Annotated in this window: 11 protein-coding genes; 5 read left to right on the top strand and 6 right to left on the bottom strand. The window is 61.8% G+C overall.

Annotated elements, in window-relative coordinates:
* Positions 1 to 52: 52 nt before the first annotated feature.
* The 3 genes from AB4K19_RS00190 to AB4K19_RS00180 are packed head-to-tail and all read right to left on the bottom strand — an operon-like array spanning position 53 to position 4436.
* The gene (locus AB4K19_RS00190; protein ID WP_436397431.1) at positions 53 to 2068 is read right to left on the bottom strand and encodes a PKD domain-containing protein; all 2016 of its coding nucleotides are present in this window, start codon (positions 2066 to 2068) and stop codon (positions 53 to 55) included.
* A 2-nt stretch (positions 2069 to 2070) separates the two neighbouring features.
* Entirely contained in the window at positions 2071 to 4203 is a 2133-nt protein-coding gene (locus AB4K19_RS00185; RefSeq protein ID WP_436397430.1) for an Ig domain-containing protein, read from the bottom strand.
* On the bottom strand, positions 4203 to 4436 hold the full coding sequence (locus AB4K19_RS00180; RefSeq protein ID WP_375227276.1) for a hypothetical protein: 234 nt from the start codon (positions 4434 to 4436) through the stop codon (positions 4203 to 4205). Before AB4K19_RS00180 ends, AB4K19_RS00185 begins: the two co-directional genes overlap by 1 nt.
* A 226-nt stretch (positions 4437 to 4662) precedes the next feature.
* Between AB4K19_RS00180 and AB4K19_RS00175 the strand changes: the two genes are divergently transcribed.
* From AB4K19_RS00175 to AB4K19_RS00165, 3 genes are read left to right on the top strand one after another with little or no spacing between them, the layout of a single operon-like run.
* The gene (locus AB4K19_RS00175) at positions 4663 to 5478 is read left to right on the top strand and encodes a WecB/TagA/CpsF family glycosyltransferase (RefSeq protein WP_375227275.1); all 816 of its coding nucleotides are present in this window, start codon (positions 4663 to 4665) and stop codon (positions 5476 to 5478) included.
* A gap of 2 nt (positions 5479 to 5480) precedes the next feature.
* On the top strand, positions 5481 to 7016 hold the full coding sequence (locus AB4K19_RS00170) for an O-antigen ligase family protein (protein WP_436397427.1): 1536 nt from the start codon (positions 5481 to 5483) through the stop codon (positions 7014 to 7016).
* A gap of 1 nt (position 7017) precedes the next feature.
* On the top strand, positions 7018 to 7980 hold the full coding sequence (locus AB4K19_RS00165; protein WP_436397426.1) for a glycosyltransferase: 963 nt from the start codon (positions 7018 to 7020) through the stop codon (positions 7978 to 7980).
* 9 nt (positions 7981 to 7989) lie between these two features.
* Here AB4K19_RS00165 and AB4K19_RS00160 read toward each other — a convergent pair whose 3' ends face one another.
* The 3 genes from AB4K19_RS00160 to AB4K19_RS00150 form a co-directional block, all read right to left on the bottom strand.
* Positions 7990 to 9345, bottom strand: coding sequence for an oligosaccharide flippase family protein (locus AB4K19_RS00160; protein ID WP_375227273.1), 1356 nt, complete (start codon positions 9343 to 9345; stop codon positions 7990 to 7992).
* A gap of 91 nt (positions 9346 to 9436) precedes the next feature.
* Complete coding sequence (locus AB4K19_RS00155; protein ID WP_375227272.1) at positions 9437 to 10537, bottom strand: hypothetical protein; 1101 nt, start codon at positions 10535 to 10537, stop codon at positions 9437 to 9439.
* Positions 10538 to 10550: 13 nt separating this feature from the next.
* Positions 10551 to 12029: an MBOAT family O-acyltransferase gene (locus AB4K19_RS00150; RefSeq protein WP_436397424.1), complete on the bottom strand. Its 1479-nt coding sequence runs from the start codon at positions 12027 to 12029 to the stop codon at positions 10551 to 10553.
* A 446-nt stretch (positions 12030 to 12475) separates the two neighbouring features.
* Here AB4K19_RS00150 and AB4K19_RS00145 point away from each other — a divergent pair, with 446 nt between their 5' ends.
* Together AB4K19_RS00145 and AB4K19_RS00140 are read left to right on the top strand one after the other, a co-directional pair.
* Positions 12476 to 13102, top strand: coding sequence for a VPLPA-CTERM sorting domain-containing protein (locus tag AB4K19_RS00145; RefSeq protein WP_436397422.1), 627 nt, complete (start codon positions 12476 to 12478; stop codon positions 13100 to 13102).
* 252 nt (positions 13103 to 13354) lie between these two features.
* Positions 13355 to 14767: a mannose-1-phosphate guanylyltransferase/mannose-6-phosphate isomerase gene (locus AB4K19_RS00140; RefSeq protein WP_436397421.1), complete on the top strand. Its 1413-nt coding sequence runs from the start codon at positions 13355 to 13357 to the stop codon at positions 14765 to 14767.
* Positions 14768 to 14770 lie beyond the last annotated feature (3 nt).

Raw genomic sequence — 14770 nt, 5'->3', positions numbered from 1 at the left:
CAGGACGGCGTGGCCACCCTGGCGAACCGCATGCCCGGAGTAAAGCAGTCGCTCAGTCAGCAGGCTCAGCGGCCCCTTCGGCAGCCCCGGTGATCAGCCTGGAGACGCCATCATAGCGCGGTCTGCCCCGGATGTCGTCAAAAGCCACCAGCCCCGCTGTTGCAGTCCGGACGCTGGTCGCCGGCGTCATGTCTTTGACGGTATCGGCCGGTGTTGCAAAGGTTGCATCCATGGTCAGTTGTGTCTGCGGTATCGTACCGGCTTGCAGGAAGTCGTATTTATGCCCCAGCCAGCGCGGTGCCCAGAGTGTGGACCCGTCAAAGTCTGTCAGTTCAGCATTGTCCGACAGCCGCAAGTGCGTGCTGAGAGGCGCCACGAAGAGGTTGTTTTCCTCGATCTCATTTGTCCAGAGCGTCGAGGCACCGCTGGTGATGAAATTTGGTTCATTTCCATTGAGGTTGGTGTCGTCAGCAAGGAACATAACCGTGTTGCTGTACCACGCGACACGCTGGGCAAGGTTATCATCCCCGTTCGTATCCCCCGCGCCGGGTGCACCGCCAAAACCGTAATTGGGCCGGTTGATCGAAGGCACGTTTGGCAGGATCGCCAGCACATTGCGGATCGTGGTGCCGCCCAGAGCATTCCCGATCGCCCCGCCGCCAGTCCTTGATGACCCCACCAGAACAGCCTTGTCGATAATCCAGTTGACCGGGCGCAGGACGCCTGCGCTGGTCGCATCGCCGCCCGTGATGATGTCATTGCCACCCTCACAGGACAGCCGGTTCATGCTCGCCTTGCTGCCCGGCACATTGGAATGATAGCGGATGCAGGGCTGGTTCTCGGGCACCGGCTGTGCATTGCCCCAGCCGTTGCGGGCAAAAATCTCCAGCGCGTCAAAGTAGGTATAGCCGGTCTTCTGGATACGCACGCCGGTATGGTCGTTTTTCCACGGTGACTGCTTGGCCCCGCCGCCCTGCCGGGCCTGCACGTCCTGATCAGAGATGCAGCCTACCAGCGAAAAACTGTACATATCGGAGGGGGAGTAGAAGGAGAAATCCTGGTTGTTCGTCGAGCGGCAGTCAAAAATGGTAACGCTGGTGTTGCTGGTGCCCGAGCCGATGTTGCCCCCTGACTGCAGGCCCTGCATCCCGTCCGAGGTACAGTCATTCAGGGTCAGGCGCAGGCCGCGGCTGCCGGTGCTCAGGAACACGGCCGTATGACGCTTGCCGCTTTCCAGCCTGCTGTCCCAGGGCCCGGTGAAATCAATGCCCCGGATCAGGGCAGAGCCACCGATCAGACGCAGCGAATTGGAGAAGGTGATCAGCGCCACCCCGTCGTTCAGACCTGATGCAGGCAGCACATTGAACGTCGCGCGCCCCGTCCCCCAGGTCTCCCAGACGAAATTTGAATAGGACGGATCAACCCGGATGTTACCGCCGGAGTAGTCATAGGTGCCGCCGCCCTTGAACAGAATGCGGCCCTTGAGGCTCTGGGTGTCCAGGACTCTCATGGCGTTCAGCGCCTGGGTCAGGCTGGTGGCCTCAGCAGCCCCTGCGGGTTTGCCGGAAAAATCACCGTCATGGGCCAGACAGACGGTCTGCGTGCCCGGATAGAGCAGCGCAGGGTCATTCACAGTCACCTGCACAGATGACGTGGTGCTGCCGCCGCTGCGGTCGATGGCGGTACAGGACACTGTATAGGTGCCCGGATCATTGAAACAGGTGGAGACAAAAGGGCCATATGCTACCCGCCCGTTGCGCCATTCCGGCAGGACATTGACCAGACGATCAAAGGTGTGATCGCGGCCAAAATCCCAGACGTAGTAGATTTCATGCTCCCGCCCGTCATATTCCTGCCCGGCCTGCGGCGCGCCCTGGTCGAACCCGTTCACAAGGGCGCGAAAGAACACACCTTCGCCGGCGGCGGCATTCTCGGTCTGCTCCACGATGATGCTGAGCGATGCGCCGCTGCCCCACTGCGGAAACGAGCGGGTGAAGCTGCCGGTGGAGATCTGAACGCTGGGGCTCTGCACGAGTGCCCCGCCCTGAATTGCGACTGTTGAGGACATGCTTACGCTCCGCCGATCTGGTCTTGCATTCCGGCCTCAAGGGCCGTTGCTTCCTGTGCGGTCAGATGCCGGTTGATCAGCACGTAGCCGTAGACATTGTCCCGGTACCCGTTTGATGCAGAGGACGGGTTGGACAGAAAATTGATGTTGGCACTGGCAAGATTGCCGGACCCCGCGTTCCTGCTGTCGGTTTCGTATTCGACCCCGTTCGCCCATATGGTGACGGCATCGGCTGAGATATCCGACTGCATGCGCAGCACGTCGTTTGCGGCAACGTTCGGCAGGGACCCGCTGCTGCTGCCGGGGCTGCTGCCGGTGGCTGCGGCAATGGCACTCCCGACACCTGCGCCACGGTGATAGGCCAGATAGCGGCGCGCGGTGGATGATTTGGAGAAATTCACGCCCCCCGACGTGTTGTTGTTCCCCAGCCCCGCAATATAGCGGAACGTGGTGTCGCTGCCGGGCCGTTCCAGCGCAATCAGGGCAGAGGCCCTGTCGCTGCCGGACAGATCGACCGGGGCGGTGCTGACGTAATACTGTGCGCCGGCGGATTTCGAGAAATACGCCCTGTTGCCGTTTACCCGGTAGGTCGCCCGGTTCGCCGTGTTGGGCGCGGTCAGATAGACGTCGTTCACCGTGTCATGGATGGTTCCGACCGGATCACCATCGCCGCAGACCGTGATGGCCGCAGCGCCGGTGGTTTCCGTATAGCAGATGGTATCGGCGGTGCCCGGCATGACCACCACACCCGCCTCGCCGCTGCCAAAGAGGGTGGCAAAGCTGATGCCTGTGGCCGCGGCGGTGGCGGCAGAGGTCTCTCCGTCAAAACTGGTTGTGCCGTTGTTTGCAACCTCGCGCAGGCTCAGTGTGCCGTCGGCCACGTCTGTGGCAGTGACGGTATAGCTGCGGTCTGTGCCGCTCTGCACCACGCCGCCGCTGTTTGAGACCACAACGCTGAAGGACAGCATATCGGTGCTCAGCCAGATGGTATCGGCCAGGGTCAGCACATCGCCCTCTGCAAAGGCTGCCGGATCCCCGGTGGATGTCAGCACCGGACTGTCCCGTTCCATCTGAACCGCGCTGCTGCGCAGATCACCGCAGGTTGTCCCTGCGGGCAGGGTGTGGATCACCCCGTCGATCTCAATCGTTGTCGCAGGCACAGGCACACTGTCATCAGGCAGCGCGCTGAGCGTCAGTACCGCCTGAGAGGTGCCGCTGTCGGTTATCGTCAGGACGGGTTCGACCGTCTGCAGCGCAGTGGAAAAACTGACCGGGCTGCCGGCAGTGCCGGTCACCATAACAGAGAACCCCGCCTGGTCACCGGCGGTCAGGGGCGCCGTGTCCGAGAGGGCATCCCCGGTTACGCTGGCCACCGCCGAGACGAGATCACCGGCATTGACCGAAAAATTTGCCACATCCGTCATCGCCGCATAGCCGCTCATGTCCGAGATGGACTGCCCCTCATAAAGAGGTGAGCTGGCCGGCGGCAGGGTGGCGGTGATTTCATAGGCGGCAACCGTGATCTCAAAGGCACTGTCGGCAAAACCACCGGCATTGGTGCCGCGCACGATGACCGTCACCGGTCCGCCGGGGGCTGTGGGCGTGCCCGTAATCAGCCCCGCGGAGGTCAGCGACAGACCGGCCGGCAGCGCGCCGGAGGAGGGTGCCAGCGCATAAAGAACCGCGTCGCCCGTGAAATCCGCGGCCACGTCCGGACCGGTAACAGGGTCATCGGTAACATAAAGCTGATCGGCCACAGCACCGGCGGCGACCGGGGCTGCAATCACTGCAGCGGTCACATCCGGCAAAGAGAAGCTCTGCGTATTGCCCGCAGAATCCGTCACCACAAAACGCAGAACATCCCCTTCGGACAACACAGTATCTGTCGGCGCGGCTGTCCCGTTGATCTGGTAGTCAACCGAACTGATTGTCCCGGCGGTCGAAACATAGTTCGACAGGGACATGAAAACCACCAGACCGGTCAGGTCTGCCTGAGCCGTCTGGCCGCCCTGCAACTGGCCTGCGGGCAACTGGAGCGCTGTAAGACTGAAGGACGGGGGCGTGAAAGGTGTTCTGACGCCACCCGGCCGTCCCCCCAGCACATTGAGCCCGGCCAGTACAAACTGGCGTTGCATCATACGACCTCACGCACAATCAGAGCATCGGTCGAGCCTTCTTTACGGTAGCGCACCTGCAGACCGGCGCGGATCAGTACCCCCTGGCCCTGGGTCAGGGAAAAACCGTCATTCGCAGCAGGTGAACTGGTGGTGGACACGAATGTACTGCCCCAGCGGGCCTGCCAGATTTCGTCATTTGCCAGGGTAACGGGGGCAGACCATGTCTCGGTCGCATCAGTGATAAGCGCCATTTTTGAACTCCTGCAGCCGTGCGGGACACGGCGGTTGCTGAACGGAAGGGAGGAAGGATCCTGTGGATATTCGTCAGGGCCGGATCATCCCGGCAGACGCTTAAAATCGCCCTGGACGACCGTACGCAGGGTCCGGGCAACCGCGTGTTTACCGGTGCCCTGGCATGAATTGCCTCATCGCTTCCTTGCATGCTATGGACGCGGGACAGCACAAAGCAGGTCAGGTATGGTAATGATGGACTGGGCGCGAACACAGGGTCCCGCGGGTGACACCGCGTGCGGGCTTCATGTCACGGCAGCTTCCCGGGAAGACCTGCTGCGTGACCTGCGTGCGGCCATGACAGAACGCCGCGGATTCTCGGTGGCGACGCTGAACCTCGATCATGTGGTCAAAATCCGGGAAAATGCTGATTTTCTGCGGGCATACCGCCGTCACACCCATATTACCGCGGATGGCAATCCGATCGTCTGGCTGTCGCGTCTTGCGGGGCAGGACGTGCGTCTGGTGCCCGGCTCGGAACTGATCGAACCCCTGGCGGAGATCGCGGCACAGACCGGCACGCCCGTGGCTTTTCTGGGGGCAACGCAGACATCGCTCGATCAGGCAGCGGCGGCGCTGGAACAGCGCTTTCCGGGGCTGCAGGTCGTGGCGCGGATTGCCCCGCCGATGGGGTTTGATCCGCTCGGCGAAGAGGCCGGCGCGCAGATCGCAGCGCTCAGGGCCTCGGGCGCGCGGCTGTGCTTTCTGGCCCTCGGGGCGCCGAAACAGGAAATCCTCGCCGCACGGCTTCAGGAACAGATCCCGCAGATGGGTGCGCTTTCCATCGGCGCCGGGCTGGATTTCATTTCCGGCGCCCAGACCAGGGCACCGCGCCTGTTCCGGCTGCTGGCCGCGGAATGGCTGTGGCGGCTGGCCGGCAATCCCGGCCGGCTGGCCCGGCGTTACGGGGCCTGCCTGAAAATCCTGCCCGGACTGTTCCTTCAGGCCCTGCGTACCCGGCGGGGTGGCACGCCCGGGGCGAAAATGACCAAGGGCATATAAGTATGGTCGCCTATGCTGTCCTGTTTTCATGGCCGCTTGTCATGCTTGTTCTGTTCCGGACACTGCCGGTGGCAACGGCTCTGATCTGTTCTCTGCTGGGCGCCATGCTGCTGCTGCCGGGCCGGACCGGCGTTGACCTGCCCATGCTGCCCCCGATCAACAAGGGATCGCTGCCGGTGGTGACGGCGATTGTGCTGCTGATGGTCATGGTCAGCAAAACCTCAAACCGTCTGCCGGGGGCCACGCACGGAACCGGAGCGCGGGGTCTGAACATGGATCATGTGCTGCCCGGCTGGCTGCCCCGCTCCAAAATCATCCTGGGCCTGATCGCCCTGTTCTTCATCGGCATCTTCATGACCGTCCTGACGAACGGAGATCCGCAGTTCTACGGGCCACGCGTTCTGCGCCGGATGCAGATCTATGACGGGCTGTCCAATGCGCTGCAGGGGATTGTCATGCTCCTGCCGCTGCTGGTGGCGCGCAAGTTTCTGGGTCATCCTGATACCCATGCAACCTTTCTGCGCATCCTGTGTATCGCAGGGGTGCTCTATTCCCTGCCTGCGCTGCTGGAAGTGCGGATTTCGCCGCGGCTGAACCTCATGGTCTACGGGTTTCAGACCCAGAACTGGCTGCAGGGGGTGCGCGGTGGCGGATGGCGGCCGACCGTGTTCCTGTCACATGGCCTGGTGCTTGCGATTGTCCTGGCGATGTGCGCGCTGGCGGCCGTCGGATACATGCGTATCGCAGACCGCAACCGCAGGCTGATCTGGATGGCCGTCGCGTGCTGGCTCATGATCACGCTGGTGCTGATCAATTCGCTTGGCGCACTTGTGATCTTCATTCTGCTGGCGCCGGCCGTGTTTTTGCTCAAACCCCGCCTGCAGCTGATCTGTGCGGCCTGTATCGCGGGGGTCGTGCTGCTCTACCCGATGCTGCGCAGTGCCGATCTCGTCCCGGTGGGCAGGATCGTCGAGATCGCACGGGATTTCGACGCGGCCCGGGCCGGCTCTCTGGCGTACCGCTTCGACAACGAGGACATCCTGCTGGAAAAAGCGCGCGAGCGGCCACTGTTCGGCTGGGGCGGGTGGTCCCGCTCGCGGGTCTTTGACGACCAGGGACGCGATGTATCGACCACGGACGGTGCATGGGTGATCATTCTGGGGGTCGGGGGCTGGGCACAGTACCTGATGCGCTTTGGGGTGCTGAGCATACCGATCATCATTCTTGCTCTGCGCAGGCGGGGTGATCCGCCGGATCTGGCGACCTCTGTACTCGCACTGTTGCTGGCTGCAAACCTCGTGGATCTGATCCCGAACTCGGGCAATACGACCCTGACCGCCCTGATCGCGGGGGCGCTGATCGGACGGCTGGAGTACCGCGCGCCCCACAGCGTTGCCGCTGAGGAAACCACCGCGGATCCGGATGACCGCCGGGCGGTGCAAAAACACCGCCCCCCCCGGACCGACCAGCCCCCCGCCCGCCCCGGCTATGCCCGCCGGGGGGTCATGTCGAAGATTTCCGACGTGCCGGAGAACTGACATGCAGACCTCTGCGGATGTGGGTGCCGTTGTCATCGGCCGGAACGAAGGCGAACGCCTGCTGCGCTGTCTGGACAGCCTGCTGGGGCAGGGCCGCCGGGTCGTTTATGTGGATTCCGGTTCCCGCGATGGCAGTGTTGAGGCGGCACGCGCCCGGGGCGCGGAGGTCGTGACACTGCCTATGGACACCCCCTTTACCGCCGCGCGCGCCCGCAACGCAGGCATCGCGCATCTGGCCACCGGCACCCCGCCGCGTTTTGTGCAGTTTGTCGATGGTGACTGCGAGGTCCGGCCAGACTGGCTGGCGGCGGCACAGGCCTTTCTGGAGGCCCATGAAAGGGCTGCTGTTGTCTGCGGCCGCCGCCGGGAACGGTTCCCCGGTGCCTCTGTTTACAACCGTCTGATCGACATTGAATGGGATACCCCCTGCGGGCCCGCGCGGGCCTGCGGCGGAGATGCCATGATGCGCTGGCAGGCACTGGAGGCCGTGGGGGGGTATGATGCAGGTCTGATCGCCGGCGAAGAGCCGGAACTGTGCCTGCGGCTGCGCCGTCAGGGCTGGGAGGTGCACCGCATCGCCGTGGAAATGACCCTGCATGATGCGGATATCACGCGGCTCGGACAGTGGTGGCAGCGCGCCCGGCGTGCGGGCCATGCCTATGCCGAAGGGGCGGCGATGCACGGGCGCGGTCCGGAACGGCACAACGTGGCACAGACCCGGCGCGCCCTTCTCTGGGGGTTTGGCATACCGGGGGCTGCTGTGATGCTGGCGCTGTTCTCGCCCTGGGGACTGGCGGTACTGCTGCTGTGGCCGCTGCAGGTAATGCGGCTGGCGCGGCGGAGCGGGGACTGGCCACAGGCCTTCTTTCTGACCCTTGCAAAAATTCCCGAGGCTCTGGGTGTGCTGGCCTATGGGAAACGGCGCCTGACAGGCGGTCCGCGCAGGCTGATTGAATACAAATGACTCCGCTGCTCAGAGGCTGAGAGCCATCAGCAGATCCCGGTGCCACCAGCAGGCAAATCCGTTCAGCCCCAGCCCCAGCGTCATCAGTACCGCATCGCCCCGGGCGTCCCAGGCATTATAGAGCCGCGTATATCTGATGCGCAGCGGATAGGTTATCAGCGCCGCCATACCGATGGCACAGATCGCCCCCAGCAGCCCCAGGGTCTGGATGCCGATCAGCAGACAGGCGACCTGCAGGACCGCCGTCGAGGCCTGCAGTACAAAGAACCGCTTTGAATCCCCGCTGGCCAGCAGCACCCCGTTGTAGCCATCGATCACAATCGACGGAACAATCACAAGGCTGAAGAGGATCACCATGGGACCGGCCAGCAGATAGCGGTCATCATAAAGCAGAGTGATCACCTCATTGCCAAAGAAGGCCATAAAGGCACTGGCCGAGAGGGTCGCCAGCGTGAAAATCCGCCGCGCCCGGAAAATCTTGTCACGGTTCACGGTGCTCTGATTGGGCGGGCGCAGCCGGTAGAGCGGGAAGAGCACCTTGTTGTTGATCGCCTTGTTTAGGATCCAGGGAACGGTCCCCATGAAAAAGCCTATGTTATAGATGCCCAGCTCTGCCATGGAGATATAGCCGCCCAGAATAGCCCGGTCGCCCTGGTTGATCAGAAAGGTCGCGAGCGTGCTCAGCAGAATAAATTTGCCAAAGCCGATGATTTCCCAGAACGCCTCTTTCTCAAAGCGGAAGCGGTTGCTCATCCCGGGCATAATATAATGCATCAGCACCACGTTGAAGGCAGAGGTCGCAAGACCGCCGATTACCAGCGCCCAGACCGACTCCAGCCACCAGGCCAGAACCGTCATAATAACGATGCCGATCGCCTGGGTGCCAAGTGACAGGAACGTCTGGCGGCCCAGTTTCAGGTTCCGGTGCAGCACCGTCATCTTTGTGGTGGCAAAGCCGCGGATCACCGAGTTGAAACCCACAACCGGCAGCAGCAGCAGCAGCATCGGCTCATCGTAGATCCAGGCGGCCAGGGGAGCCAGCGCGCAGGCAAACAGCCACAGAATAAACCCGCGGATGATCTTAAGCGTCCAGGCCGTGTTGAGGAAATCCGGGTCCTCGCCGCGTTTGCTCTGGATGATCGAGGTGTTGATACCGATGTCCGAAAACATCTGCAGCCCGGTGGTAAAGACCTGAACCAGTGCCATCAGGCCGAACGCTTCCGGAAACAGCAGACGTGTCAGGATCAGGTTGGAAACAAGGCGCAGAATATTCGAGCCGCCAAAGCCGATCAGTGTCAGCCCGGAACCGCGCAGGGCGCGCGCGGTAATCCGTTCTCCCGACAATGCAGAAAAAAGCCGTTTCACGTGGTCCGGGTCTCACTTGCTGACCGGTCTGGTCCGGGTCCGTTGCTGCCGCGCTCATAGCGAAAGAAGTCCGGCCCGGCCAGCGCGATATTCATTTCAGGGCACCGGTGCTGCGCAGCTGGTCCAGCAGCGCTTGTGCAAAAACCGCATTTGCGGCGCGGGTATAGTGTCCGTCGCCCACAAAAGCCGCCGGATCGCGCGGGCTGACATGATCGGCGGTGACCAGTGTAAGCAGCCCGGGCAGCTGTACTGCGGGGCCGGCCAGGCTGAACAGGTTCAGATCCGCCGGATTGCGGGACTGGATCAGAAACACCACCGGGATCTGGCTGTCCTCCCGGGCGGTCCGCACAAACCCTGCAATCATGCGCTGCAGCACCTCAGAGGCCGGGAAATCACTGTCCGGTGAAATCAGATCCGCTTCGCGCTGTTCAACAGCGCTGATCGCCAGGGACCGCCGCACCAGCCGGGCAAAGGGCGAAATATCCAGCCAGTCCCAGGCAAAGGCGGCGGCGGTATAAAGCCGGTCCTGCCCGGCCAGCTGCGCCGCCCAGGCCTCTGCTGCGGCCGGATCGCTCCGCAGCGCCCGTTCGCCGTCAGCGCTCTGTACTAGCGGTGCAATCCGGCGCAGCCCGTCCCCCTCCGCCGGCAGAAAAACCGGATAGGTAAAGGGCGCGGGTTGCTCGAAAGACCAGGTGCGGTTGCTCAGGGCCGCCATCGCAGGGGTGGAGGAAGACAGAATGCCGAAAACGACAATATCCCCCGCGCGCCGGTTTGGCCGGTCCTGCAGAAACATCTCATAGGAAAAATTGGGCGGCGCGGCAGGCCCGCCATGCATATCGATGGTCAGTGAAGGCTCGAGCGCTGCGGCCGCACTGAGAATCTGATCGGCAAAGGACATGCCATAGGCGCGGACAACCGGTGTGCCGGTGACACCCTCTGCAGCAAAAGCCTCCTGCGAGGCGGCGAGCGTGTCGGGGATCCAGGCCACGTCAAAAAGATTGTCACGCAGCCCGGGGGCGGCGATCCAGCGGTCCAGTTTGCCCGGCACGCTGCGCCCGTATTCAAAGTAGCGCACCAGAGCGGCACCTTTCCCCCCGGCATTCCCCGCAACCATCAGCACACCGGCAACCGCCACATCGAGCAGCACCAGCAGTGCTGCGATCAGACCGGCCATCCGGAGTGTCTGTTTCATCCTGTCTTCCCCTTCAGAACTGGAAATAGATAAAGGCGGACGTGCTCGTGGTGGCGCCGAAGGCCAGCAGATAAATCATACCGGCATAAAGGCCGGCGCGCACGGGCACCGGCCAGTGCCGGTAGAACCGGACATTGCCGGTCACCTCCGTCAGCAGATCCCACAGCAGCAGCCACAGGATCCCCAGCAGGGCAGCCAGGGGCACAGAAGGCATTGATACTGAAAGGTAATCACTCTGCGCAAAAGAGAACATGCGACGCGTGAATTCGGTGATCTGTGCAAAGGACTGTGCCCGGAACAGCAGCCATCCATAGCAGACAATCTGGAAAAACACCGCGATCTTCAGCACCTGCCAGAGCCAGCCGGCTGCCGAGCGCCGCATGCCTTCACCGACCGCGCCGTGCCGCCCGGCCAGGGCCCTGTGGAGCGCCAGCAGCCCCCCCTGATAGAGGCCCCAGAGAATGAAATTCCAGGCCGCACCATGCCACAGACCGCCGAGGGTCATTGTGGCCATCAGATTGCGCCAGGTCCTCCAGGAGCCGCCCCGGTTGCCGCCCAGAGAGATATAAAGATAGTCGCGCAGCCAGGTGGAAAGGCTGATGTGCCAGCGGCGCCAGAACTCCTGCGGGTCGACCGCGAAATAGGGCTGGGCAAAGTTACGCATCAGACGAAAGCCGAGGATCTTGGCAACTCCGCGCGCAATATCGGTATAGCCCGAGAAATCACAGTAGATCTGGATGGCAAAGAGCCAGGTGGCCAGAACGATATCGAGCCCCGACGGATCCGGAGCGGCATAGATTGCATTGACTGACGGTGCGATCCCGTCGGCGATGACGATCTTTTTGATCAGCCCTGTGAGGCAGAGCACGCTGCCCCGGCCCAGATCTTCCCAGGACAGCCGGCGCGGGCTGGCGATGTTGGGCAACAGGTTTCGGGCCCGTTCAATCGGTCCGGCAACCAGCTGCGGAAAGAAGGCGACAAAGAGGGCGAAATCCAGAAAGTCATCTGTCGGCTCCATGTCCCGGCGGTACACATCAATCGTGTAGCTGAGCGTCTGGAACGTGTAAAAAGAGATCCCCACCGGCAGCACAATGGACAGGGTGAACGGGTCCGCCTGATACCCCAGGGCTGCAAGCATCGCGGCAAAGCTTTCCACGAAGAAACCAAGGTATTTGAAGATGGCCAGCATGCCCAGATTGGCGGCCAGAGAGACAGACAGCAGCTGCCGTCGGCGGGATTGCGCTGTTGTATGCGCCATTTTCTGCGCAACGAAATAATCGATCACCGTGCTCAGCAGGATCAGGCTGAGAAACCGCCAGTCCCAGGCGCCGTAGAAAATATAGCTGGCCACCAGCAGCATCCGGTTCTGACCCCGGTGCGGCAGCGTCAGATACAGCGTACAGACAGCTGCAAAAAAGACCCAGAAATTCAGTTCGGTAAAGAGCATCGGTTCACTTTGCCCGACAGGGGCGGTTTCTGTATTCCCCCGCATATCCGGTCTGGCAGAACACGCAAGACCAAAGGACCTCCAGCCGCCGGCAACCCGCGGTCTGCCATGGATCCGGCCCCACGTCCGGACAGCACGTCCGCTGCCTTTTGCCATGAGCAGCAGGGGCGATTCGCTGGGCCGTCAGACCGCATAGACATAAATCCGCTCATTTCCCGCATTAGTAGAAAATCGACTTGCTTTTTCCACCCTGAAATCGGGGGTGATTCGCTGGCTGGTCTCTTTTTTGCCGGAAAATCCGTACTGAAATGCTGAAAAAACCACCATTCCGGGCAACAAAACTCCCGAAAACCCAACAAAAGAGCCTCCTGCAGAACAAATAGGGCCCTTTTGAGGCGGTCCGCTGTTAACCAGACGTTAATTTGTGTTAAAACTAAGGCGAGAAGAGTGGGGTCCGTATTGGGCCTTGGGAAAACCACAGAGGTGACTTTATGAAAAAGACTTTTATCTTTAGTGCTCTTGCAGGCGCTGCGATGTTCGCAGGCCAGGCATCAGCAGGACTGCTGTCCATCGTAGGCGGTGAAGAAGCCGTTCTGCCGAGCGATTTTGACCCGAACCCGTCCGTGCCCGGTCTCTCCGTTGGCACACCGATCCTGCATTTCACATCCGCGACCATCGCGGACGCAGGCCTGTCTCTCGCAAAGGACCGCCGCCTGGTCTTCACATTCATGGGCAGCGAAGCGGGTTTCACAAACCGCGCCTTCGAAATGACAAACCTGCTGTTCAACGAAGATACAACAGAAGCCGGTACAAGCTCCAACGCGCTGGCAGACGCAGGTCTGGTTGACTTCACATTCAGCTCGAACGACTCGTCGCTGCCGGCCACGCGCTTCATCACCAACGGTGTTGGCGGCAACCCGGAAGGCGTGAACATCTCCTTCGCGCTGGCGCCCGATGGCCACAGCTACTACGCGATGTACGGTGACAGCACAGACGATGGCGACCGTGATGACATGATCATCAAGATCACAGCCATTCCTGTACCGGCAGGCGGTGTCCTGCTGCTGACAGCACTGGGTGGTCTGGGTCTGGCACGTCGTCGCCGGAAAGCATCCTGATCGTCTGATCCTTCAGACAGATGAATATACGGGCGGGAATGGTTTCATTCCCGCCCTTTTTTGTGTCCCAATCACCCTGTAAACCAGCGCGCCCGGCAGAAGACAGAGCATCGGGACGCGTCGCCGGTGCCATCCCGTTGCGCAGATTTTCACCGGCTGCCCCGAAAAACCGGAATCTGTGCCATGTTGAAACCATAATGGCATCCTAATATAGCGGTACTGATTTTCCTGCGGCACAGGGTACAGAGCGTTATGATTTATCCGGTTATTCTCTGCGGCGGGTCCGGGTCCCGTCTGTGGCCAACCTCCCGCGCAGCCTATCCCAAGCAGTTCGGCCGGATTTTCGGAGATGAAACACTGTTTCAGGCAACGCTGAAACGATTGTCCGGCCCGGATTTTGCGGCCCCCTTTGTCATGACGAATGCCGATTTCCGCTTTATTGCGATGGAACAGTGCAAGGCCATCGGACTGAGCGATGCGCGGGTGGTGATCGAGCCTGCCATGCGGAATACCGCACCGGCGATCCTGACGGCAGCGCTGATGCTGGAGGACGAACCGGACGCGATGATGCTCATCGCCCCGTCAGACCATGTAATGGCTGAAACAGAAGCCTTCCACGCGGCGGTCCGCGAGGCGGCAGAGGCGGCCCGGGCCGGTCATCTTGTCACCTTTGGCGTGACCCCGACACGGCCCGAGACGGCCTATGGCTATCTGGAACTCTCCCGGGTGCCGGAAGGCACCACACCGGTACCACTGAGCAGTTTCACCGAAAAACCCGACCAGGATACCGCCGGGACCTTTCTGTCCAGTGGCCGGCACCTGTGGAATGCCGGGCTCTTTCTCTGGCGGGTCCGCGATATCATTGCAGCGTTCGGGGACCATGCACCGGATATGATCGCACCCTGCCGTGCTGCACTGGAGGGCGGGGCAGAGGATCTGGGCTTCATGCGGCTGGACGCAGAGGCTTTTGCCACGGCCCGGGCTGAATCCATCGACTATGCCGTTATGGAAAAAGCCGGAAATATCATGGCCGTACCACTGAATACCGGCTGGTCTGATCTGGGCAGCTGGGATGCGCTCTGGGCGGCACTGGACCCCGATGAGGCCGGCGTCGTACGCCAGGGCGAGGTTACAACGGTGGATTGTGAGAACAGCTTCCTGCGTTCAGAAGATGAGAACCTGCACCTTGTCGGTGTCGGCCTGAAGGATGTGGTTGCAGTCGCCATGCGGGACGCGGTGCTTGTCGCCGACATGAGCGCCGCCCAGCAGGTGAAAGACGCCGTGACCGTCATGAAGGCCGCCCGCGTCGCCCAGGCGACAGACTATCCGCGGTTTCACCGCCCCTGGGGCTGGTACGAGACCCTGTGCCTGGGCAACCGCTTTCAGGTCAAGCGCATCATGGTCAAACCCGGCGGCATTCTGAGCCTGCAAAGCCATGTGCACCGGTCCGAGCACTGGATCGTGGTGGCCGGCACCGCCCGCGTGACCATCGGGGAAACCGAACAGCTGCTGACAGAAAACCAGTCGGTCTATATCCCGCTGGGCGAGGTACACCGGATGGAAAACCCCGGTCAGCTGCCGATGTACCTGATCGAGGTACAGACCGGCGCCTATCTGGGCGAAGATGATATCGTGCGCTACGAAGACATCTACAACAGGAACTGACGG

Origin of the sequence: Roseobacter phycocola, from assembly GCF_042055075.2 — a bacterium.
In the GTDB taxonomy this organism is placed as follows: Bacteria; Pseudomonadota; Alphaproteobacteria; order Rhodobacterales; family Rhodobacteraceae; genus Roseobacter.
This window is presented reverse-complemented; position numbering and strand designations above follow the sequence as displayed.